The following is a 20,530-nucleotide window of genomic DNA, read 5'->3' on the forward strand; positions in this document are numbered from 1 at the left end:
GCCTCCTAACCTTTGTTGAGCAGAGCGGAAAGCGGGCGGAAAGGCTGCAGCCAGGCGCCGTCCTCCGGCAGCTGGTCAAGGTTGACGCGCGGCAACGGCTCGCGGAACACGCCAGGAATGTCCTCTAAGTCTACGAACGTGATGGCAGGGGAGGTGACTGCCCAGCTGGCGTGTTCGTGGAAACCTAGGACGGTGGCGGGCAGGCCGTCGGCGGAAAGCTCGTCGAGAAGCTCGTGGAAGTTCTGGCCGTCGGCGGACGCAACGACCACGCCTTGCAGTACTCCTTCTGCGCGGCGGCGCTCGATGTGCTCGATCATTTCGCCGTCGACGTCGGAGTCGTCGTCAGCCTTCGGCTTGGCAAAGACCGCGAAACCGACATTGCGCAGCGCCTCGACCCACGGGCGGACCACGTCGGCCGAGCCGGGGGAGACGTTGGTGAACACGGTGGCTTCCGGCTCGATGCGCCGGCCCGTGCGGGCAGAAAGATCTTCGGCTTGGTGGACCAGCCAGCGGCCGATTGCGTCGAAACGCGGGCGGTGCGAGGACGTGGGCCGCCCGCCCAGAATCGCACCCAGGCCCATGTCCAGGTTGGGGGCGTCCCACACCAGCAGCAGGCTGTCCGGACCCGCCTCTGCGCCGGGCGCGTAGGGGTGGGTCATGTTGTGAAGGTCATTCATTTTTCTTTTCCCAGAGGTATTCGCGAATAACGTGTTCTTTATCCAGGCCTTTGCCTTCGAACTTCGTAATTACTTGACGGTTCGTCAATATGGGTGCATTCTCCCACGGCCACCCCTTGTATTCGAGCATTGGCTCTACATTGACCAGCTCATCAATCCATTCTGCGTAGTCCGCATGATCGGTCGCGACGTGCAGCACACCGCCCGGCTTGAGCCGTGTGGCAATGAGATTGAGCGTCCCCGACTGAATAATGCGCCGCTTGTGGTGGCGCGCCTTCGGCCACGGATCCGGGAAGAAAATGCGCACGCCGTCGAGCGACTCCGGCGCGATCATCCGCGCCAGCACCTCCACGCCATCGCCGCGCACCATGCGTATATTCTCAATCCCGCCGCGCACCACCGACCCCAGCAGCTTCGCCAACCCCGGCTTATACAATTCGACGGCGATCACGTTCGTGTCGGCTTCCAGCGGCGCCATCGCGCTTGTCGACGTCCCCGTCCCCGACCCAATCTCCACCACCGTCGGGTGCCCAGCGCGGCCGAACCACTCGTCGTAATCGATGTGCTGCTCGTCTTCGGTGTTTTCGAGAACAACGCCGAGCCGCGGCCACCATTCGTCGAAAAGCGCTTGCTGATTCTCAGTGAGCGTGCCTCGGCGGAACGTCACCGACCCGAGGCGCGGATAATCCAGCCCCGTATCAAATTCAGTCTGCGGAGGGCGGCCGTGCGGAAGTTCACCAATAGATTCAGTCACGCTGACATTGTCCACTATGGCTGGTGAAAGCCCGAAATTTAGGCGCCACCTTATTTCGGGGGTGTGTAATCTGTGCCAACAACGCGCTTAAATGCGAGGTTCGCAACTGCCAGCGCAATCCTACGATCGTCGGATACGCTGGGGTTAACAAAAAGTTCATTTTGTAACGCCGAGAACAGTAACCGCCGAGTGTGAGGAGAGTACATGGCTACCGCAGTGAAGGGCCTTGAGGGTCAGGCCCCCACCGAGAACGAGCAGCTGATTGCGTGGATCAACGAGGCAGTAGACCTGTTCCAGCCGGACAACGTGGTTTTCGCGGACGGCTCCCGGGAAGAGTGGGACCGCCTCGCCGCTGAGCTCGTGGAAAAGGGCACCCTGATCAAGCTCGACGAAGAGAAGCGCCCGAACAGCTTCCTCGCCCGCTCCCACCCGTCCGACGTGGCGCGCGTGGAATCCCGCACCTTCATCTCCACGCCGACCGAGGACGGTGCCGGCCCGACCAACAACTGGGTCGCTCCGGACGAGCTCAAGGCCGAGATGACCGAGCACTTCCGCGGCTCCATGAAGGGCCGCACCATGTACGTCGTGCCGTTCTGCATGGGCCCGATTTCCGATCCGGACCCGAAGCTGGGCGTGCAGCTGACCGACTCCGAGTACGTGGTCATGTCCATGCGCATCATGACCCGCATGGGCCAGGAAGCCCTGGACAAGATCGGCCCGGACGGCGACTTCGTCCACTGCCTGCACTCCGTCGGCGCTCCGCTCGAGCCGGGCGAGGAAGACGTCGCATGGCCGTGCAACGACACCAAGTACATCTCCCAGTTCCCGGAGACCAAGGAGATCTGGTCCTACGGTTCCGGTTACGGTGGCAACGCCATCCTGGCGAAGAAGTGCTACGCCCTGCGCATCGCGTCCGTCATGGCGCGTGAAGAGGGCTGGATGGCTGAGCACATGCTCATCCTCAAGCTCACCGACCCGGAGGGCAAGAACTACCACATCACCGCGGCATTCCCGTCCGCGTGCGGCAAGACCAACCTGGCTATGATCACCCCGACCATCGAGGGCTGGTCCGCGCAGGTCGTGGGCGACGACATCGCATGGCTCAAGCTTCGCGACGACGGCCTCTACGCCGTCAACCCCGAAAACGGCTTCTTCGGTGTCGCCCCGGGCACCAACTACGAGTCCAACCCGATCGCCATGCGCAGCATGGAGCCGGGCAACACCCTGTTCACCAACGTCGCCCTGACCGACGACGGCGACGTCTGGTGGGAGGGCATGGACGGCGAGGCTCCGGCCCACGCCATCGACTGGCAAGGTAACGACTGGACCCCGGAGTCCACCACCCCGGCCGCCCACCCGAACTCCCGCTACTGCGTGCCGATCTCCCAGTGCCCGGCCGCTGCCCCGGAGTTCGACGACTGGGAGGGCGTGAAGGTCGACGCGATCCTCTTCGGTGGTCGCCGCCCGGACACCATTCCGCTGGTCACCCAGGCCCGCGACTGGAACCACGGCACCCAGATCGGTGCCCTGCTGGCGTCCGGCCAGACCGCCGCGTCCCTGGAGGCCAAGGTCGGCTCCCTGCGCCACGACCCCTTCGCCATGCTCCCGTTCATCGGCTACAACGTCGGCGACTACATGCAGAACTGGATCGACCGCGGCGCCGAGGGCGGCGACCGCATGCCGTCCATCTTCCTGGTCAACTGGTTCCGCCGCGGTGACGACGGCCGCTTCCTCTGGCCGGGCTTCGGCGAGAACTCCCGCGTCCTGAAGTGGGTTGTCGACCGTATCGAAGGCCGCGTCGACGCCGACGAGACCCCCGCCGGCCTGGTCGCTCGTGCCGAGGACCTCGACCTCACCGGCCTCGACACCGACATCGAGGATGTCCGCGAGGCCCTCGCCGTCACCCCGTCCGACTTCGAGACCGAATTCGCCGAGGGTGAGGAATACCTCAAGACCCTGGGTGACCGCGTCCCGCAGGAGATCTTCGAGGAGCTGGAGAAGTCCAAGTCCAAGATCTAGGGGTCGGCGCGAGCCCGGGCCTGATTTAGGCCCGGAATGATCGGCCACTGCGGAAAAGTTGACAAACTCGATTTCGCTCTAGAACGGCAACCGCTGGTCACAGCGGTTTCCGTCTTTTGGGCGGGGTCAGGATTGTCAACTTTTCCGCGTTCTCGGGGGCGAGTCCTGCACACGTTGACAAACACCAATCCTGCCTAGAAACATCCGTGCAGGTCAGGGCGATTTCGGTGAGTAAATCGAAATCGAGTTTGTCATCTTTTGCAGCGGGGGCTCGCGCGGCGGGGGCCGTGCGCCGGACGCGCCAGGCTACCGCGGTTGGAGGACCAGTACCAGGTTGGAGACTGCGAACTCGCGCAGGCCGGGCACCTTTGTCACCCACCAGGCCCAGCTCGGGTGGTAGCGGGGAAACGCGAGTAGTAGGTCGGCGACGCCGGCTTCGGTTTTCTGGTGGGACCAGGTGAGGCCCCAGGTGGTGGGGACGTCGAAAAGCGAAGTGCCCCAGACGTTCTTTGGGGGATGGCCGTGTTTCTTCTCGTAGCGGCGGCGGGCGAACTCCCCGCCGACGTAGTGCTGCCACAGGCCGGTTTCGTGGCCGCCGAAGGGGCCCAGCCACACCGTGTAACTGATGATGGTCAGCCCGCCCGGCTTGGTCACGCGCAGCATCTCGTCGCACATCGCGTCCGGGTCGGGGATGTGCTCCACGACGTTGGACGAGTACACGATGTCGAAGGACCCATCGTGGAAGGGGAGGGCGGTGCCGTCGCCACGTACGGCGCCGTGGCCGGTCAGCCCGGCCGCTGACATCTCGGACACGCTCGGCTCAAGGCCGACATACCACGCTCCGGCCTGCTCGAACTCGGTGGCGAAGTAGCCGGGGCCGCCGCCGACATCCAGCACGGATTGGCCGTGGAGGGGGCGGTTGGTGAGGTCGTGGGAGAGGGCGTCGATAAGCAGGCGGGTATCGCGCGCAAGCCCCCCGTAAAAGATGTCGGGACGTGACTGCTCGTGGCGAAATGACCGCAACAGCCCGAAAGAGCGCCGAAGCGTGGCCAGTCTGCGTGTGCGCGGTGCCTTCATTCCCGCCACTCTAGCCACGGTAAGGTGGACGGGAATGAAGATCCTCCTGCTCTGCTGGCGCGACACCACCCACCCCCAAGGCGGCGGCAGCGAACGCTACCTCGAACGCGTCGGCGCCTACCTGGCTGAACAGGGGCACGAGGTGGTGTATCGCACGGCGTCGCACACAGACGCTTCACGACGTTCGCTTCGCGACGGCATCCTCTTCCAGCGCCTCGGCGGCAAATACTCCGTTTACCTGCTGGCCCCGCTCGCGATCTGGCGGCAGCGGCCTGACGTGATTGTGGATACGCAAAACGGGATCCCCTTCTTCGCGCGGCTATTCACCCACCGGCCGGTCGTCCTGCTCACGCACCACTGCCACGAGGAGCAGTGGCCGGTGGCCGGACCTGTGATTGGCCGGCTGGGGTGGTTCCTGGAGTCGCGTTTGGCGCCGCGGGTGTACCGGGGTGCGCAGTATGTGACGGTGTCGGAGGCGTCGCGGGCGGACCTGGTGGCGTTGGGGGTGCGCCAGGATGACATTGCGATCATCGAGAACGGTGTCGACCCCGTGCCTGATGACCTTCCTGTTCTTGGCGGTTCCGGTTTGCGGGTGGTGGTGTTGTCGCGGCTGGTGCCGCACAAGAGGATCGAGCAGGCCATCGATGCTGTGCGGTGGGTCGACGGGGTGACACTCGACATCATCGGTTCCGGCTGGTGGGAAGACGAGCTGCGAGCTTACGCCGCCGAACTTGGCGACCGCGTCGTCTTCCACGGCCACGTCAACGACACCTACAAGCACGCCGTCCTCGCCCGGGCATCGCTGCACCTGATGCCGTCGCGCAAGGAAGGGTGGGGGCTCGCCGTGACCGAGGCCGCCCAGCACGGCGTGCCGACCGTCGGGTACCGCTCCGCCGGTGGCCTGTGCGATTCCATTGTGGACGGCGAGACCGGTGTGCTCGTGTCCACTGAGCAGGAGTTTCACACGGTGGTGCGTGGCCTGCTGGCCGACTCGGATCGGCGGGAAGCGCTGGGTTCGGGTGCCCGTACCTTCGCAGCGCAGTTCTCCTGGCAGGAGACCGGCCGGAAGTTCGCTGCGCTGCTGGAGAGGGTCGTTGGGGGCGGTGCCCGGGGGCGGTAGAGCGGCGAGCGGCTGCTGTCGGATGTGATCGGCTGGGGTGGACTGGGGCTTGAGAGGGTTTGAGCCGGCCGATACATTTTTAGTATCGCCTTCTAGGCTTCGCCTGCGGCGTTTTCCCAGGTGGGATTTCACCCGAGACGTCAGAAGGCGATACTAAAAATCTATTCCGGGGGTTGAGTGGCGTGAATCTGCCTCGGGCAGTCGCCTGCGCCGAGCAAAAGCATCCCGGGGAGAAGTGCCGCGGGCGGCGATTCCGAGGAGCGGCACTGCGAACCAGAGCGCCAGCAAGCCGAGACCAAGCCCATTGCGTTTGCGGGCCGGAAGACCGGCGTCTTCGACAGTGAACCCGTTCGCGTCGGGGCGAACGACCAGGCCGACTTCGGGGTCGGAGTAGTAGCGGGCCGTGGCGGGGTCGTACTCGCCGGCCTCTGCACCTGCGAAGATCTCGTTTGCGGTGCGCCAGCGGGGGGAGGGGATGTCGGTTTCGGTGCCGTCGACGACGAGGGATCCCGATTCGACCACGTTCATAGCCTTCGTGGCGGGGTCGATGACCGGGATGCCGTCGGACCTCGTCAGGAGTGTTGGCCGGTCGACAAAGAAGACGTCCCGGCCACGGTGATCAATCTCGGGAACGGCGACCTCTACTGGCGCGAGGAGCGCCACCGCCCGTGGCGCGTCGGGGACCTGGAGCAGGGCGAGCACAAGAGCGACGGCGGGAAGGCGCGGGTCGACCACACGCAGCGAGGCCGCCGCCACGATGAAGGCGGGGAGGGCGAGGGCAGTGAACTTTTGGGCATCGCGGAGCAGTCCGCCGCCCGGAATCGTGGACACGAGCCACCCCATCGCGCCGGGGAACAGCCACGACACCAGAGAGACAGCGAATCCAATGCCGGCCAGGATGAGAAGCGGGCGCGGCACTCGCCGGGCGGCCACGCAGAGCAGCGCGAACAGCAGAACTCCTACCAGCGCAAACCCGACCTGCCGGGAAGCGGGGGCCGCGTCACCGTTCCAGATGCCGCCGAGCCCCATGAGGGAACCGAGGGTGCCCGCGTAGGTCTCTGCACGGGGCGCGAAGGCGGCTGCGGAGGCAGCGGTCGCGGTGGTGGTCCCGGATCCGAGGCTCAGCACGCTCGGCACCACCCATGGCAGGCAGCCCACCACGGCGACAGCTACATGCCATCGCCGGTTCACAGCGAGCCCCGTGAGCAGCGCGAATAACCCACCCGTCGGGGTGAGAGAGGCACCCCACATCGCCAGAATCTGCCCCGGCCCTCGACACAACGCCACGGCTGGCAGAAGCCACGCCGCCGCAGCGAGTGACCATTGGCCCTGCAGAAGACGCTCCACGACGAAGGGGTTCCACACAGCGATCGTCATAGCGGCGGCCGAGGACCACAAGCCGCGGCCTGAACGTGCGCCAACCCACGCCGCCGCACCAGCCGCAGCCACCATGAACAGCGCCACGAACCATGTCGCCGGCACGACCGCTCCCACCACGGCGAGGACCGCGTCCTGCGGCGCGTTGCGCCCCGGCAGGTCTCCAAACCCCAGCGACGCGTGGGTCAGGTAGGGCCGCGGCAGCACCATCATGTCGCGCAGGGCCAAGGAACCCCCGCCGAAAACGAGCAGGAAAGGCCAGGTCAGCGACCCGACGAGGAACACGCCCCAGGCGACAAGCAGTACCCGCGCGACGGGGAAGCGTGCACCGTTATCCCCGCCGGACAAGGAACACCGCCCCGGTCACAGCCGCCGCCAACGCCACGAGCCGGGCGACCACGGCTAGCAGCTGCAGCCACCACAGCACCCGCACCTTGGATTGCGCTTCGGCCACCTTCTCATTGCGGGTATCGGGGGAGAGGCGGGCGGGGCCGTTGGTGGCGTCGATAAGCGTGCCCGTGCGGCGCTCAATTTCGTACGTGCGCCCGTCGCCGCTGAAGCGCAGCGTGCGTATGCCGTCGACGGTGCCGGGGCCGACGTAGTCGACGCGTGTGCCGTCGTAAATGTCGTAGCTGCGGCGGTCGGGTTCCCACGGGAAGAAAATGACCTGACCGCGGTTGGTTTCGCCGGAGTCGCGCGAGATTTCCGCGTCGATGCCGTCGCCGGTGATGCGCGCTGACTTGCGCGGGCCGGACACCTCGAACGTCTCTGTCGAACCATCGTCCCAGCTCAGCGTGTAGGTCCCGTTGTCGATCAGCTTCATCGCGCCGATCACCGGCGGCGCCACTAAGTTGCCCAGCGCGAGCGCGATGACGAACACCGCCAAGCACCACCACAGACGTTTCATGGGACTCCTCTACAATTTCGGTATTACGAACACTAGCAAGCTGCCGGAGCTCGAGGGCCTGCGCGCGGTCGCCGCCCTCGGGATTGTGGTCACGCACGTTTCGTTTCAGACCGGGTTGGGGTCGCGGTTGCTGGAGCGTTTCGATTATTTCGTCGCTGTGTTCTTCGCGCTGTCCGCGTTCCTGCTCGCGCGTGGCCCGCGGCGGCGGGGCTATTATCGACGGCGCTTCGCCCGCATCGCTCCCGGTTACCTCGCGTGCGTCTGCATCGTCATGGCGGCGCTGCCCTCCCTGACCGGGTTGTCGCCGTTGCAGGCGGTGGCGCAGGTGTTCATGCTGCAGATCTACGTGCCCGAGGGGCTTGTTCCGGGACTCACTCAGCTGTGGAGCCTCTGCGTTGAAGTGGCGTTTTACCTGGTCTTGCCGCTTTACCTCGTGCTGGGGCCCCGCGCCCGCGGGATCCTGCTGCTCGCGGTCGTCGTGTTCGGTTTGAGTTGGCCGTGGCTGATCACGCTTATCGACGCTCCCGTCAACCTCCAAATCTGGCCCCCCTCCTACGCACCATGGTTTGCGGTCGGCCTGCTGTGCGCAGAGTTCGAGCGCTTATCCGCGGCACAACCGCTAACCCGATTCACCAGCTTCCGCTGGGTTTTTCCGGTCGTGGCCCTCGTGGTCGCTTGGGTGTCTGGCCATCTCGGCCCGCCGGGGTTGGAGCACCCCACGCCGGCCGAGTTCAACGTGCGGATCATCCTGGGGACGGTCTTCGCCGCACTGTTCGTCGTGCCGTTCGCGCTGGCGCCGTCGACCGGGGCCGGCCGGCACTCCAAGCCGCCGTTCTTGGCCGGGCCCGTGATGGGCGCGCTGGGGAAGTGGTCCTATGGGATCTTCCTCTGGCATGTCGCCGTGCTGGAGATGGCATTTCCAGTGCTGGGGGTGGACTTGTTCAGCGGCAGTGTTCTGGACTTCGCCACAGTGCTGGCATTCACCGTTGTCGTGTCTGTGGCAGTGGCGTACATCAGCTACGTGCTTGTCGAAGCCCCCGCCATGCGCCTCATCCTCGGCCGCCCACCGACTCAAGCGGCGGGTCAGGGCAGGCGGGCTAGGCGGACTGGGCGCGGCCGCCGGCAGTAGCAACCCCAGAGCCCCGCAGAATACTGCTCGGCCGTATGCACTCAAACGCATGTTTTTGACCAGCGCGTTTATGTGAGCAGTATTCCGGAAAAGGCCGAGCAGTATTCCGGGGATTGGGTGGGTGCTCGTTCGCGGGGTCTGCGGCCACTCCGCATTGCGGAGTCCCCGGGGGTTTTGCAGACTACTTCCGCCGCCACCACGCGCCGGCAAGGCTGGCGATGGCGACGCACCCGGCTATCGTCACCAGCACCGAGTCACCCGCGTAGTTGGCGGCAGGCCAGGGAGCGCGGGCGAGCCAGAGACCCATGAATCCCACAGCGCCGGCTGCGAGCGCCCACCCGGGAATCAAGGTGAAACGGCGGATGAGCAGGGTGACCAACCATGCGCCGACCCCGTACCAGCCACCGACGAGGGTGGTCGCGGCGAGCGTGGCCAGCGCGGTCACTACCTGGGAGGCCCACGCGGCGGGGGCGGCGGCAACATTAGCCGCGAAAGGTGCCGCAGCCGAGCGCGGCCGGCGCGAGTCGATCCACAGGCAGGCGGCAACTCCGAGCAAGCTGAGCGCCCCGCCGAAAACAAGGCTGAAATAGAAGAATCGAGACCCGGCGAAGGACATGCTGAACTCGCCGGCCAGGCCGGCGGGGACGGTGAAAGCTTGCATGCCGGAATCGATGCGCGTCGGCTCGAGGGGGACGTCGCCGATGAAACCGCGCAGCCCGGAGTTGTAGGCGCGGGCGGTCATGATGATCCGATCCCGATCGGAAGCAGGACCGGAAGCAGTGACGGTGCCGTCGAAGGGCTCCCACGGCGAAGCAGCAGCGCCGGATTCAGCACCCGCGCGCGTCAAGGCCACGGTCTCGGATTTGGTCACAATGGTGTGGCGGCCAGCGCTGAGGGTGACGGGGCCTGGGGGGCGGGGTGTGCCGTCGATAAGCGCGCGGGTGGACAGCTCGAATGTGCCTGCCTCTGTCTCGAAGGAGCGGTGCAGAAGCTCGGTTGCGGGGAAAAGTCGCTGGAAGAAGTAGGTGTCGGCGATGCCGTCGACAGTGACGATGCGGCGCACGCCGAACTCGAGTTCGCTGATACCGACGGGTTCGGTGAGCTCGATGGTGACCGAGTCGCCCTTGATATCGACCGCTTCAGGCTCGTCGGCGCGTAGCTCGAGGGTGCCGCTGTCAAGGGTGCCGGACCAGTGCACGGTCGTGTCGTCGGTCGCGGTGATCGTGAACGCGCCGGGCTCACCGTCGGCCACGGCCTCGATCCACGGGTCGCGGTCACCCGGCGCGGGGTGCCACGCGGTGTCCTCAATGCCGTCGAACGCGCTGTTCAAGGACTTGGATGGTTTCGCGCCGCCGAATGCGTCGACGTCCGCGGCGCTTGACGACGCCCGACCAATCCCCTCCTCACTCACCCCCACAAGACGACCCTCAGAGGGGTAGTCGGGGAGACGGTTGTGCACGTCGCCGCCCTCCCAGATGTCGTCCTCGATGGTGCCGTAGGGCAGGTGCGCCGTTGTTGGACCCTTGAGCGTGCCGTAATTGCGTTTCACCAGGGCAGGGGTGTCGGTGATGATGTCGGCGTCGGCAGGCGAGGCGGTGAGGGTGCGCGGGGAGTAGCCGAATTCGCGGTCGAGCAGCGGCAGGACTTCGCCCCCGCCGGCGACCGCCGCGGGGTCAGCGCCGATCATCATGCTGCGCTCGCGGTCGAACAGGTAGACCGAGAGGTCACCGAAGACCTTGGGCTCTCCGAAGCCTTCAGCGAGCTCAGGCAGCTCGGGGTCGGCAGCGAGATCCCCGCGCACCACGACGGCTCCAACACCGATCGAACGCAGCGCCTCTGGGTCGAGCGCGGCGACCTGGCCGTCGAGGCCGCGGATGGCCTCTGGGTCCACAAGCGGGATGGCATCGCGGACGGCGAAGGGGACATCGGTGAGGGCCTGGATCGGCTCATCACGCGTCCAGCCCCAGGTCTGCCGCGCGAAGGATGTCGCCGGCACGACGAGGGTGCGGGTTCCGGCGGCCTCCTCATTGAGGAATGCAGCGGCGGTCTGCCAGTCCTCGGAGACCTCCGTCCACGTGCCTTCCGGCAGCAGCCGCAGCGTCCACGCCGGCGCGACCGCGATCACGGCAACGAGCACGACGGCCACAACCCCCGGCCCGCGCGGTTTCATCCGCGCTACCGCGTACCCCACGCCGAGGCAGATGGGCAGCCTGACCAGTGGATCGAGTTTGTGCAGGTTGCGGAAGGGGGCGAGGGGGGCGTCGAGAAGCGAAAGCCAGATGCTGGCATGCGTGCCCATGAGCGCAACGCCGAGGCACAGCAACACGATGGGGTAGCCGCGGCCTTCGAGCGCGAGCCCGGCGATGCCCAGCGCGGCGATCGCGAGCGTGGCCAGCACAAACACAGGTTCGGTGACCAGCAGATGCCCCGCGACGCGCTCGGTGTCCACGAACGGCGACCACGACGTTGTGCCGCGCAGCAATTCGGCGAGGTTGAGCCAGCGCGTGGTCACGAATGAGGACTCGATGAAGTCCGTGAACGGCGGCGAATAACGGCCGAGCACCAGCAGCGGCCCGATCCACCACGCACTGACCGCCGCGACACCGACGAGCCATTTCGCCAGCGCAGGCCACGCGCGCAGCCAGATGAGCAGCACGAACGCGGGCAAACACGCCATCATCGTCGCGGTCGCGTTCACCGCGCCCATCAGCGCGACGGGGATGACCGCCGCCGCGACGTTCGGCTTGCGCTGCATCAGCGGCACCAGCGTCCACGGCACCAGCGCAACGGGCCACGCCTCCGACGAGATCGCGGTCAAGGTGGTCAGAATCCGTGGGCTCAGTGCGTACAGCGCCGCGCTTATCGACGACTCGCTCAACCGGTACATCCCCGAAAACGCGACCCCCATGACAACCGTCCACCACAACCGCTGCGCCACCCAATCCGGCAAGGGTTCCGTGAGCAGGAAGAATAAGCCGTGGGGGAAGAGGTAACCGTAGGCCTGGTTCTGGATCTGGCCCAGTGTGAACGTGTCGGTGTAGGCCTGTGTGGCCTGGGAGAGGAAACCGGCCGGGTCCGCCGACAAGTCGAACTTCGTGTCGGCGGCGGTGCGGCCTGGGGGTTGGAGGAAAGAAATGAGAGCCAGGACGATCCAGCCAATGATGTGCGTGCGGGCGTCAGGGCTGATTTCGGCGAGGGGATGTGGGCTGGTGCGGCTAGCGTGGGGGCCGGCAGTGCCGCTGGTACCGCGGCGGGGAATGCGCAGCGTGCGCATGGCGCCCTCTACTGTCGGGACCCGTACTCCGGCCCGCCGAGGACTGCCTGGTCAGCGGGAACGGCATTGCCCGCCGGGACCTGGTTCTGGCCGGAGAAGCTAGCGATGCCGATCACGCCCACAATCCCCAGCACAACGCCAGTGACAGTGCTGGCCAAAACCGGGCCGATGGAGCGGCGGGGCCAGGAAGCGAATCGGTTCGTCATGGTCATAGACCCTACCACGGCAGGTGTGCGAGGCCAGAGCCGTTGTGCAAGTGCGGCTGGGGTCTTCTCTGGGGTCCGGCAGGTGTCTGTGCAGGCCCGCTGCGGAAAAGTTGACGTCCGCCGCCGTTTGATGGAAAGGCCCCACTTTTTGACCTGCATGGACGGACCAATAAGCGGGTTCGCATGTAAAGTTTTCCGCAGTTTTGTCTCCAAGGGTCAGGGGCTAAGATTGTCTCGGCAATCAACCGGCCCCGTCCGGACCAACCCAAGGAGCGACCTGTGCACGTACGACCAGCAGCGGCCATCGCAGCTGTCGCGTTGACGTGCGCCGCATGCGTTCCGGGAGGTCAGCCCAGCAACGAGGAGGCTCAGTCCGAGCAAGTCCAGGTCACCGCAACGGAAACGAACGTGGTCACCGTGACACCTGTGCCGGAGAAGACCGCGGCGGAAGAGCGCGTGCCGGAGGACCTGCGCATGCGGGTGGCCTCGCTGATGGTGGTCGGTGCGGCGGATTATGACCAGGCCCGCGCCGCGCTAGAGCAGGGAGCTGGCGGTCTGATCATTCCCAGCTGGGCCGACCCGAAGCTGCTCACGGAGCCGGGCCGCAACATCAATGCGCTGCGCGAGGAGTTCGACCGCCCTTTCACGGTGGCCATCGACTTTGAGGGCGGCCGGGTGCAGCGCCACTCGGACGTGCTCGGTTCCTTCCCCGCGCCGCGCGACTTGGCCAATCAACCGCCGGAAGTCATCCGCGGCACCGGTTACGACATCGGGGTCACGCTGCGCAAGCACGGCATCAATGTCGATTACGCGCCGCTGCTGGACTTGGACGTCACGGACCTGGACATCGTCGGCGACCGCGCGTTCGGTCAGACACCGGAGCGTGTGTCAGAAGTCGCGACCCTTTTTTCGCAGGGGCTTGTCGACGCCGGAGTCACCCCGACCTTCAAGCATTTCCCCGGCCACGGCCGTGCCTCAGGCGACACCCACCTCACTTTGGCGGTCACGCCGCCGATCGAGGAGCTGAACGCCTCAGACCTGGTCCCGTACGGGACGGTGTTGCCGCAGTTTCCTACGGGGTCTGTCATGGTGGGGCACATGGTGGTCCCGGGGGTTGGTGAACCGAACACGCCGTCGTCGTTGAACCCGGCTGCGTACCGCATGCTCCGGGAGGGCAACTATCCAGGTGGGAAGCCTTTTGCGGGTGTCGCGGTGACCGATGATCTTTCCGGCATGCGCGCCATCACGGATCTCATGCCCACACCGGAGGCGGTGCGCCGCGCGATTGCGGCTGGGGCGGATCAGGCGCTGTGGTCGTCGGGAAGCGATCTGGGTCCGGCGATCGATGCGACGGTCGGTGCGGTCGAGCGCGGCGAGATTCCGGAGGAGCGGATCAACGCTGCTGCTGCGCGTGTCCAGCAGCAATTTATTGATGCCAACCTGTGAGTTGCTCGGCAGTCCACTAACCTTATGTGGGTGAGTTCTATAAACGCAGCTGGAAACGGGCAACGTAGCGGTTCGCGGACCGGCCGGATTGTGGCCGGATTCCTCGTCGGCATGCTCGTGCTGCTGTTGGGTCTGTACCTGGCAGACGTGGCGTTCAACCGGGGGCATGTCCCGCGCGGCACGACTGTCGGCGGTGTGGAGATCGGCGGCATGGAGCCGGCTGCGGCCGTCAGCAAACTCGAAGACGAGCTTGGCGGCGTCAGTTCCCAGCCTGTTAAAGCTGTCGCCGGTGAGCAGAGCACCGAGTTCGTCCCCGAACAGGCGGGGCTGAGCGGTGACTGGCAGCGCACGGTGGATGACGCCGGCGTGGAGTCCCTCAACCCGGTCTCCCGCCTGGCTGGGTTTTTCCGCAATAAAGAGGTGGACATTGTCTCCACGATCGACCACGACAAGCTGGTCGGTTCCGCTGAGCGCGTGGCTGGCGATCTGACCGTGAAACCGGAGGACGGTGCGGTGGCCCTCGAGGGCGGCGAAGTCAAGGTGACCGACCCGAAGGATGGCCAGGACGTCAACCGTGAGGAGCTCGAGCGCGCGATGTCGCTGACGTGGCTCAACCCGGACGGTGTCGAGGTCGAGCCGCAGGTGACGCAGCCTGCGATTAACGACGATGTGATCAAGCAGATCGTCGACGGCCCCGCCGACAAAGCCCTGAAAGGCCCGCTGACGCTCAAGGGGGAGCAGGACACCAACGCGGTGATCGAGAAAGACCGGATGGGTGAAGTGGTCACGTTCCGCAACGACCCCGAGGCGAAGAAGATCATCCCTGAGGTCCACGGCGCCAAAGCACAGGAGATCTTCGCCGAGCAGCTCAAGGACACTGTGACCAAGATGGAAAACGCCACGATCAGCGCCTCCGGCGAGGTCACTCCGTCCAAGGACGGCAACGAGATCAAGTGGGACGAGACGATGAAGGACTTCGACAAACGCGTGATCGGTGACGAACCGCGTGAGTGGGAGGCCAAATACGAGGCTGTCCCCGCCACCTTCAAGACGGAGGATGCGGAGAAGGCCACTTTCAACGAGGAGGTCGGCTCGTTCACCACCGGCGGGTTTGAGTCGGCGTCGGGGCACAACATCAAGATCGTTGCGCAACAGGTCAACGGCGTGATTGTCAGCCCGGGCCAGGAGTTCTCCCTCAACGGCTTCACCGGCCCGCGCGGTACGGCGCAGGGCTATGTTGAGTCCGGCATCATCATCGAGGGTCGCGCCGGGCGCGCGGTCGGCGGCGGCATCTCCCAGTTCGCCACGACCTTGTACAACGCGAGCTACTTCGCTGGCATGACGGACGTGGCGCACACGCCGCACTCTTACTACATTTCCCGTTACCCGCCCGGCCGCGAGGCCACCGTCTACGAGGGCGCGATTGACCTGGTGTTCAAGAATGACACTCCGCACCCGGTGAAGATTGCCACGGAGTTCGGTGGCGGGCAGATCACGGTGAAGATGATGGGCGTGAAGTCGCGCGAGGTCGAGTCCGTCAACGGCGGCCGCTGGGCGCAGACATCCCCGCAAACGCAGTCGTTGTCAGGCGACGGCTGCATCCCGTCGGGTGGAGCCCCAGGCTTTACGACGTCCGACACCCGCATCGTCCGCGACCTTGGCGGGTCCGAAATCTCCCGCGAAACCACAACGACTGTCTACGACCCGCAGCCGATCGTGCGCTGCGACTAGAGCCGGTTAACTGGGCGCAGTCTCACCCGGCTCGCGCTCTAAACCCCACAAGGTCAGCTCGGCCGTTTCCCTGTCGCGCGGCATGAGGGGATGCAGCGGGGCGCCGGGGATTTCCAGGTTGACCACGTCGGCGCCGTCGATAGGCGTGAGGATGGAGGTCTCCACAGGCGTGACCACGTGGTCGCGCCGGGAGTACAGCGAGGTGTACATCACGCGCGGATTGGTATCGGGCACAGTGGCGAGTTCGTGCGACCATTCCGAGCCCGCGAGTTGCTGTACTGCGCTGGGGCTGGCCATGCGTTCCCAGAACTTCGGGTTGCGGCCCGTGATGGGGTTGATGCGCGCGGCGTATCCGCGCAGGTCGGTGCCGTGGAAGTTGGCGCCCATGGCCACGACGCGCTCGACTCGTTCGGCCCCGCCGGCAGCGATGAACAGTTTGGTCAGCAGCCCGCCCTGGGAGTGGGCCACTACATTCACCTTCGATGCTCCGGTTTCACTCAGTACGTGGTCGACGTTCTCGCCCAGCTCGTCGACCATGTCCTCGATCCGCCCAGTCCCGGCGAGACCGGGGATGAGCATCCTGCCGTAGTCGTACCCCCAGACCCAGTGGCCGTGGGAGGAGATCAGGCGGGCGTTTCGTCGAAAAGCAATGGTGCGGCTGTTGATGCCGTGCACGTAGAGGACAGGTGTCGCGTGCTGGGCGTCGAAGCTGGGGTCGTTGAAGAGCACGCCCCTAGTTTAAATACCGCACGTGGAGGGAGGGTGGACCCCGGCTCGGTGGTGCCGGAATACTGCTCGGCTTTTTCTGGAATACTGCTCGCAGATTCGTGCTGGTCAGAAACATGCAAAAGCGCTAATGTTTGCCAGTAGTATTCCGGCCGCGGTGCGGCGGCGGGCGCCAGAACGACGAAAGGCCCAGGCGTGTGCCTGGGCCGAGAGTGGAGCCGGCGACGAGAATCGAACTCGCACTCTCAGCTTGGGAAGCTGATGTTCTACCACTAAACTACGCCGGCATGCTTTCTACCAGGTTAAATGGTGCCTGATGTGAAGCAGGCTCAATCGTAGCACCGCCACCGTGCCCTACGGAAAACGCCCGCATCTAGAATGAAGCCGTGCTTCTTTCAGACCGCGACATCACGACAGCCATCAGCGACGGCCGCCTGGGTATCGACCCCTTCGATGAGGCGAACATCCAGCCCAGCAGTATCGACGTGCGCATGGACAACCTGTTCCGCGTGTTCAACAACTCGAGGTACACGCACATCGACCCGAAACAGGAGATGCCGGATCTGACCACCATGGTCGAGGTGGAAGAGGGCGAGCCGTTCGTGCTGCACCCGGGCGAGTTCGTGCTCGCGGCGACGCTGGAGACCTTCTCGCTTCCCGACGACCTCGCCGGCCGCCTCGAGGGCAAAAGCTCCCTGGGCCGGCTGGGCCTGCTTACCCACTCCACCGCAGGCTTCATTGATCCGGGTTTTTCCGGCCACATCACCTTGGAACTGTCGAATGTGGCCAACCTGCCGATCACATTGTGGCCGGGCATGAAGGTGGGGCAGCTCGCGCTGTTCAAGATGTCGTCAGCGGCCGAAACGCCTTACGGTTCGTCGAAGCTCGGGTCGAAGTACCAAGGCCAGCGGGGGCCGACGCCGTCGAAGGCGTACCTCAACTTCCGGTGACCAAGGGATAGCGCTGGATTACCCGAGGTATACGGGCTGGGCCGCTAACTAGCACGTGTGCCTCGGGCCAAAGGCTATTGAGAAGCCGGCTTGAAACTCGGTGCCAGTGACGCAGCTGCTGCAGATTGAGGAGCGGTTCAAGGTGCGAGGCCCGGTTTCGTGCTTGCCTCAAGGTTTCAGCCCATGTGTAGGCCTGGTAAGCCGACGCTTTGAAGCCTTGGCTGAGAGCGTCCTCCCAAAGGTCGACGCGAGGGCCCGAACGCTGGCCGTTTAAGGAGGGCGGTTTCGGGATGAGCTGCAACCAGGTGCCGAATGATAGAGCCGCGACTAGGTCATCGTGGTTGGGGTTATCTTTAGTGCACCTTTCACGTGCTTTGGTTTCCCACCAGTATTTATACAGGGGCCGCTTGGTAGTAGGGCGCCATGAGCGTGGTGGAGTGCTCCTGACGATGTGCGATAACGGAACCGCTGGCTTTGTAATCCAATCCTTGGTGCCGATTTTTTCCTGGTTCCATATCCTCAGCTGCTGGTCGATGCAGTCGCGTAGGGCTACTTCCACAATCGATGTCGTGCTGGTAACTGCAGCCGCCGCTTCGATGTTCCATAAGTAGAGATCCAAGGCTGTGTAGGGGTTTGGTCCTTGCCCAGAGTCGGTCTCTGCCAAATAGGTTGCGAACCTGGGTGCCGGGATCCGGCTTATTACGTCATCCGCTATGCGTTTCTTCAACGTCCCCCCCCTTGCAGTGCCGCCCGATCAACCGTTATAATCCACAGTACAGCGCGGGAATCACCCGTATAGGATTTCAAACAAGCGGTCTCTTCTGGGGCCGCTTGTTTGATGTTTGGCGCCTAGGGGGGGTTAAACGACAAAATGTGTGTCTGGCTCGGCGTGTCGTGGGGGTTAGATCTGGCCTTTTTGGATGCCGATTGAGTGGTTGTAGTTGGTGTCGATAGCGTTGTCGTAGAGGGCTGGTCGTCCTGTTTGGTGGTCGGCTTGGTTCTCGTTGTGGGTCAGGGTTGTTACTTTGGCGAGTTGGTCCTGGCCCCAGTTGGACTGCCTGGCGATTCGTACGGGATCGTCAGGCAGTTCCGTTTTCAGGTAGAGCCACCAATCCAGCATTCGGCGTTGTCGTTCACCTGATCTGCCGCGGTGTGTCCTGGCGAGCAGTTTGAGCTGGGCGTTGATACCGCCTTCCAGACTGTTTGTGGTGGATTTGATCCGGTCAGGATCAAGGACTGTTTCTGGGGGCTTGAGGTAGACAAACAGCAGGTCGGACCGCCAGAGGTGGTTGAGACTGTTGTAGGCCTTGCGCACGTTGTGGTGTGTCCACACGCGAGTCCACGTACCGGTTTTGGGGTCTTTGACCGTGGTTTTCTCGTCCATCCAGGCTTGGTAGATCGTAGAGAATTCGTGCAGTTGCGCGCCCCATTTTGCTGCTCCATCCAAGGTGGTGATCCGAGTCAGTTTCAGCGCAAGTTGGTAGATGGTGCGCCCAGCATCTGTGCGCGGGCGTGAGGTGGTGTAGCGTCGCACGACGCGTTGGGCGTGGACGAGGCAGCGTTGAATTTTCGTGGTCGGCCAGCACTTTCTAATCGCGCTAAAGGCTCCTTGGCCGCCGTCGATCACAGCGATCAGTGGCGCTTCGATGCGTTCGAGCAGTCGCTGGTAGTCGCGGGTGGTTTCGTGTTTGCACCAGTGCCAGGCAATGACGTGATCGATGGTGGCAGCGACGATCAAACAGCCGCCGGCGGTGTAGGTGCCGTCTAAAAACACCTGGTCGTAAACTCTTCCACAATGTGCATTGGTGGGGTCGGGCACATCAATGAGCCAGAACGGTTCGAACCGGCGTTGCAGCGTACGGGGCGAACATCCCACGCGGTGGGCAACAGCATCGAGACTGGTGCCGGTGGTGAGATGATCAATGAAGGCGGTAAACACCGCTGCATTGGTGATGTCGCCGCGGTGCTTCACGCTGGATGCGCCGCATTGTTTGCACCGCCATCTGGTGGTGCCTTTGCTGGTGGTGCCGTTGCGTTTCATCTCGCCGCCGCAGTAGCAGCGTGGTTGGTTCTTTGGCATTGCGCCACCACACCACGGCGTACATAGCACACAGCGCTAGCCCCTCCGTGGATTTGCCGTCAGGAAGCCAGATATATGCCCCAGAAGCATATATTTTCCTGAAACCTCGTGGTTAAGCCCCGGAAACCGGCGATTCCGGACACACTTTTTGTCGTTTAACCCCCTAGGGGTTCGCATAACCTCACAATTTGGTCACAGCGGGCCTCCGTCACAGCGCGGAGGTCAATCTGTCACTACCGTGGTTTTCAAGAGGTTTTCACCAACGAAAAACATTTTCGCTAGGGGAAACCGGATGAACCAACATTTAGGAGTGACATCATGACCAGCCCATTCGATTCCGAGAACCGCACCGGTGACATTGACAACGCAGATAACGCACCGGACCGTAGCTACGCCGACACTGATCGCCGCAACGAGGACCTGCACGACTCTGCACGTGACACCTCCACTGAGGAGCACGGTGTGCGGCGCGACGGCAGCGTGGACACGCACCTGCGCGACGAGCGCACGCTTGACGACGGCCGCGTGGTCAAGTCCGAGCCGGTTGACCTGGGCGTGAAGGACGTTCACGCGGATGGCCAGGGCTGCACCTGCGGTAACCACGGTGAAGGCTGCACTTGCGGCCACCACAAGACCTGCGACTGCCCTCCCGGTGAGTGCCACTGCCATGGCCACGCCGGTGAGCAGGGCGCGCACCGCAATGAGGGCGCGCACCGCAATGAGGGTGGTGTTCCGGACCACGGCGACTGCGCGTGCCAGCAGTGCCAGGAGCGCCGCCGCGACAACAACAGCGAGACCCGCGACAACGGCGAAGAGAAGGACTTCACCCACCCGGACACGGTGAACGAGGACGGTACGAACCCGGCTGTCCGTACCGTCGATAAGGCGGAGGGCTACAACGAGAACGCATCCTGGAACGACGGCATTGAGCCGGCACAGCGTCAGGAGCCGCGCTCGTACGAGAACGAGGACGAAAGCGTCAACTAAGCCTCTGGGTCGCTTTGTTCATTACTTATTAGACAAGGCTTAACCGTGAAAGCCTTTTACATGCGTGCTG

16 protein-coding genes and 1 tRNA gene are annotated in these 20,530 nt (G+C 64.4%); 7 read left to right on the forward strand and 10 right to left on the reverse strand.

The genetic code is table 11. The features are described from left to right. Positions 1-5: 5 nt before the first annotated feature. Both HMPREF0291_RS03670 and trmB read right to left on the reverse strand, forming a co-directional pair. Complete coding sequence (locus tag HMPREF0291_RS03670) at positions 6-677, reverse strand: NYN domain-containing protein (RefSeq protein ID WP_005288123.1); 672 nt, start codon at positions 675-677, stop codon at positions 6-8. After that, entirely contained in the window at positions 670-1,446 is a 777-nt protein-coding gene (trmB, locus tag HMPREF0291_RS03675) for a tRNA (guanosine(46)-N7)-methyltransferase TrmB (protein ID WP_005288126.1), read from the reverse strand. Before trmB ends, HMPREF0291_RS03670 begins: the two co-directional genes overlap by 8 nt. Positions 1,447-1,635: 189 nt before the next feature. Between trmB and HMPREF0291_RS03680 the strand changes: the two genes are divergently transcribed. Beyond that, complete coding sequence (locus HMPREF0291_RS03680) at positions 1,636-3,450, forward strand: phosphoenolpyruvate carboxykinase (GTP) (protein ID WP_005288128.1); 1,815 nt, start codon at positions 1,636-1,638, stop codon at positions 3,448-3,450. Between the two features lie 306 nt (positions 3,451-3,756). On the opposite strand, the gene HMPREF0291_RS03685 is transcribed toward HMPREF0291_RS03680, so the two are convergent. Next, on the reverse strand, positions 3,757-4,527 hold the full coding sequence (locus tag HMPREF0291_RS03685; RefSeq protein WP_005288130.1) for a class I SAM-dependent methyltransferase: 771 nt from the start codon (positions 4,525-4,527) through the stop codon (positions 3,757-3,759). Positions 4,528-4,561: 34 nt separating this feature from the next. Here HMPREF0291_RS03685 and HMPREF0291_RS03690 point away from each other — a divergent pair, with 34 nt between their 5' ends. Further along, a complete protein-coding gene (locus HMPREF0291_RS03690; protein WP_005288132.1) occupies positions 4,562-5,647 on the forward strand; it encodes a glycosyltransferase family 4 protein in 1,086 nt (361 codons plus the stop codon). 153 nt (positions 5,648-5,800) lie between these two features. Here HMPREF0291_RS03690 and HMPREF0291_RS03695 read toward each other — a convergent pair whose 3' ends face one another. Then, on the reverse strand, positions 5,801-7,372 hold the full coding sequence (locus tag HMPREF0291_RS03695; RefSeq protein ID WP_005288134.1) for a hypothetical protein: 1,572 nt from the start codon (positions 7,370-7,372) through the stop codon (positions 5,801-5,803). Further along, positions 7,356-7,931, reverse strand: a complete 576-nt coding sequence (locus HMPREF0291_RS03700; protein ID WP_005288137.1) for a hypothetical protein — start codon at positions 7,929-7,931, stop codon at positions 7,356-7,358. The genes HMPREF0291_RS03695 and HMPREF0291_RS03700 overlap by 17 nt, the downstream gene beginning before the upstream one ends. On the opposite strand from HMPREF0291_RS03700, the gene HMPREF0291_RS03705 reads away from it, so the two are divergent. Next, positions 7,930-9,060: an acyltransferase family protein gene (locus tag HMPREF0291_RS03705; protein WP_005288141.1), complete on the forward strand. Its 1,131-nt coding sequence runs from the start codon at positions 7,930-7,932 to the stop codon at positions 9,058-9,060. The genes HMPREF0291_RS03700 and HMPREF0291_RS03705 overlap by 2 nt on opposite strands. 181 nt (positions 9,061-9,241) lie before the next feature. Here HMPREF0291_RS03705 and HMPREF0291_RS03710 read toward each other — a convergent pair whose 3' ends face one another. Together HMPREF0291_RS03710 and HMPREF0291_RS03715 are read right to left on the reverse strand one after the other, a co-directional pair. Beyond that, a complete protein-coding gene (locus tag HMPREF0291_RS03710; RefSeq protein ID WP_005288144.1) occupies positions 9,242-12,334 on the reverse strand; it encodes an alpha-(1->3)-arabinofuranosyltransferase domain-containing protein in 3,093 nt (1,030 codons plus the stop codon). A gap of 8 nt (positions 12,335-12,342) precedes the next feature. Beyond that, on the reverse strand, positions 12,343-12,546 hold the full coding sequence (locus HMPREF0291_RS03715; RefSeq protein WP_005288147.1) for a DUF2613 domain-containing protein: 204 nt from the start codon (positions 12,544-12,546) through the stop codon (positions 12,343-12,345). 273 nt (positions 12,547-12,819) lie between these two features. Between HMPREF0291_RS03715 and HMPREF0291_RS03720 the strand changes: the two genes are divergently transcribed. Together HMPREF0291_RS03720 and HMPREF0291_RS03725 are read left to right on the forward strand one after the other, a co-directional pair. Continuing rightward, positions 12,820-13,986 (forward strand): glycoside hydrolase family 3 N-terminal domain-containing protein, encoded by a 1,167-nt coding sequence (locus HMPREF0291_RS03720; RefSeq protein ID WP_005288149.1) that lies wholly within the window; start codon positions 12,820-12,822, stop codon positions 13,984-13,986. 111 nt (positions 13,987-14,097) lie between these two features. Beyond that, the gene (locus HMPREF0291_RS03725; protein WP_040424120.1) at positions 14,098-15,717 is read left to right on the forward strand and encodes a VanW family protein; all 1,620 of its coding nucleotides are present in this window, start codon (positions 14,098-14,100) and stop codon (positions 15,715-15,717) included. A gap of 6 nt (positions 15,718-15,723) precedes the next feature. Here the strand turns inward: HMPREF0291_RS03725 and HMPREF0291_RS03730 are convergent, their stop codons facing one another. Together HMPREF0291_RS03730 and HMPREF0291_RS03735 are read right to left on the reverse strand one after the other, a co-directional pair. After that, the gene (locus HMPREF0291_RS03730; protein WP_005288154.1) at positions 15,724-16,446 is read right to left on the reverse strand and encodes an esterase/lipase family protein; all 723 of its coding nucleotides are present in this window, start codon (positions 16,444-16,446) and stop codon (positions 15,724-15,726) included. A 210-nt stretch (positions 16,447-16,656) separates the two neighbouring features. Beyond that, positions 16,657-16,730, reverse strand: a tRNA-Gly gene (locus tag HMPREF0291_RS03735). Between the two features lie 99 nt (positions 16,731-16,829). Between HMPREF0291_RS03735 and dcd the strand changes: the two genes are divergently transcribed. After that, positions 16,830-17,393 (forward strand): dCTP deaminase, encoded by a 564-nt coding sequence (gene dcd, locus HMPREF0291_RS03740; RefSeq protein ID WP_005288157.1) that lies wholly within the window; start codon positions 16,830-16,832, stop codon positions 17,391-17,393. Positions 17,394-18,294: 901 nt separating this feature from the next. On the opposite strand, the gene HMPREF0291_RS03745 is transcribed toward dcd, so the two are convergent. Next, positions 18,295-19,473: an IS256-like element ISCge1 family transposase gene (locus tag HMPREF0291_RS03745; protein WP_005288160.1), complete on the reverse strand. Its 1,179-nt coding sequence runs from the start codon at positions 19,471-19,473 to the stop codon at positions 18,295-18,297. A 318-nt stretch (positions 19,474-19,791) separates the two neighbouring features. On the opposite strand from HMPREF0291_RS03745, the gene HMPREF0291_RS03750 reads away from it, so the two are divergent. Next, a complete protein-coding gene (locus HMPREF0291_RS03750) occupies positions 19,792-20,460 on the forward strand; it encodes a hypothetical protein (RefSeq protein WP_005288164.1) in 669 nt (222 codons plus the stop codon). Positions 20,461-20,530 lie beyond the last annotated feature (70 nt).

The organism is Corynebacterium genitalium ATCC 33030, assembly GCF_000143825.1.
Taxonomy (GTDB): domain Bacteria; phylum Actinomycetota; class Actinomycetes; order Mycobacteriales; family Mycobacteriaceae; genus Corynebacterium; species Corynebacterium genitalium.

Coding starts and splice junctions, on each gene's coding strand:
- HMPREF0291_RS03670 (WP_005288123.1), bottom strand. CDS start 677: ATGAATGACCTTCACAACATGACCCACCCCTACGCGCCCGGCGCAGAG.
- HMPREF0291_RS03680 (WP_005288128.1), top strand. CDS start 1,636: ATGGCTACCGCAGTGAAGGGCCTTGAGGGTCAGGCCCCCACCGAGAAC.
- HMPREF0291_RS03685 (WP_005288130.1), bottom strand. CDS start 4,527: ATGAAGGCACCGCGCACACGCAGACTGGCCACGCTTCGGCGCTCTTTC.
- HMPREF0291_RS03690 (WP_005288132.1), top strand. CDS start 4,562: ATGAAGATCCTCCTGCTCTGCTGGCGCGACACCACCCACCCCCAAGGC.
- HMPREF0291_RS03705 (WP_005288141.1), top strand. CDS start 7,930: ATGGGACTCCTCTACAATTTCGGTATTACGAACACTAGCAAGCTGCCG.
- HMPREF0291_RS03700 (WP_005288137.1), bottom strand. CDS start 7,931: ATGAAACGTCTGTGGTGGTGCTTGGCGGTGTTCGTCATCGCGCTCGCG.
- HMPREF0291_RS03710 (WP_005288144.1), bottom strand. CDS start 12,334: ATGCGCACGCTGCGCATTCCCCGCCGCGGTACCAGCGGCACTGCCGGC.
- HMPREF0291_RS03715 (WP_005288147.1), bottom strand. CDS start 12,546: ATGACCATGACGAACCGATTCGCTTCCTGGCCCCGCCGCTCCATCGGC.
- HMPREF0291_RS03725 (WP_040424120.1), top strand. CDS start 14,098: ATGCTCGTGCTGCTGTTGGGTCTGTACCTGGCAGACGTGGCGTTCAAC.
- HMPREF0291_RS03745 (WP_005288160.1), bottom strand. CDS start 19,473: ATGCCAAAGAACCAACCACGCTGCTACTGCGGCGGCGAGATGAAACGC.
- HMPREF0291_RS03750 (WP_005288164.1), top strand. CDS start 19,792: ATGACCAGCCCATTCGATTCCGAGAACCGCACCGGTGACATTGACAAC.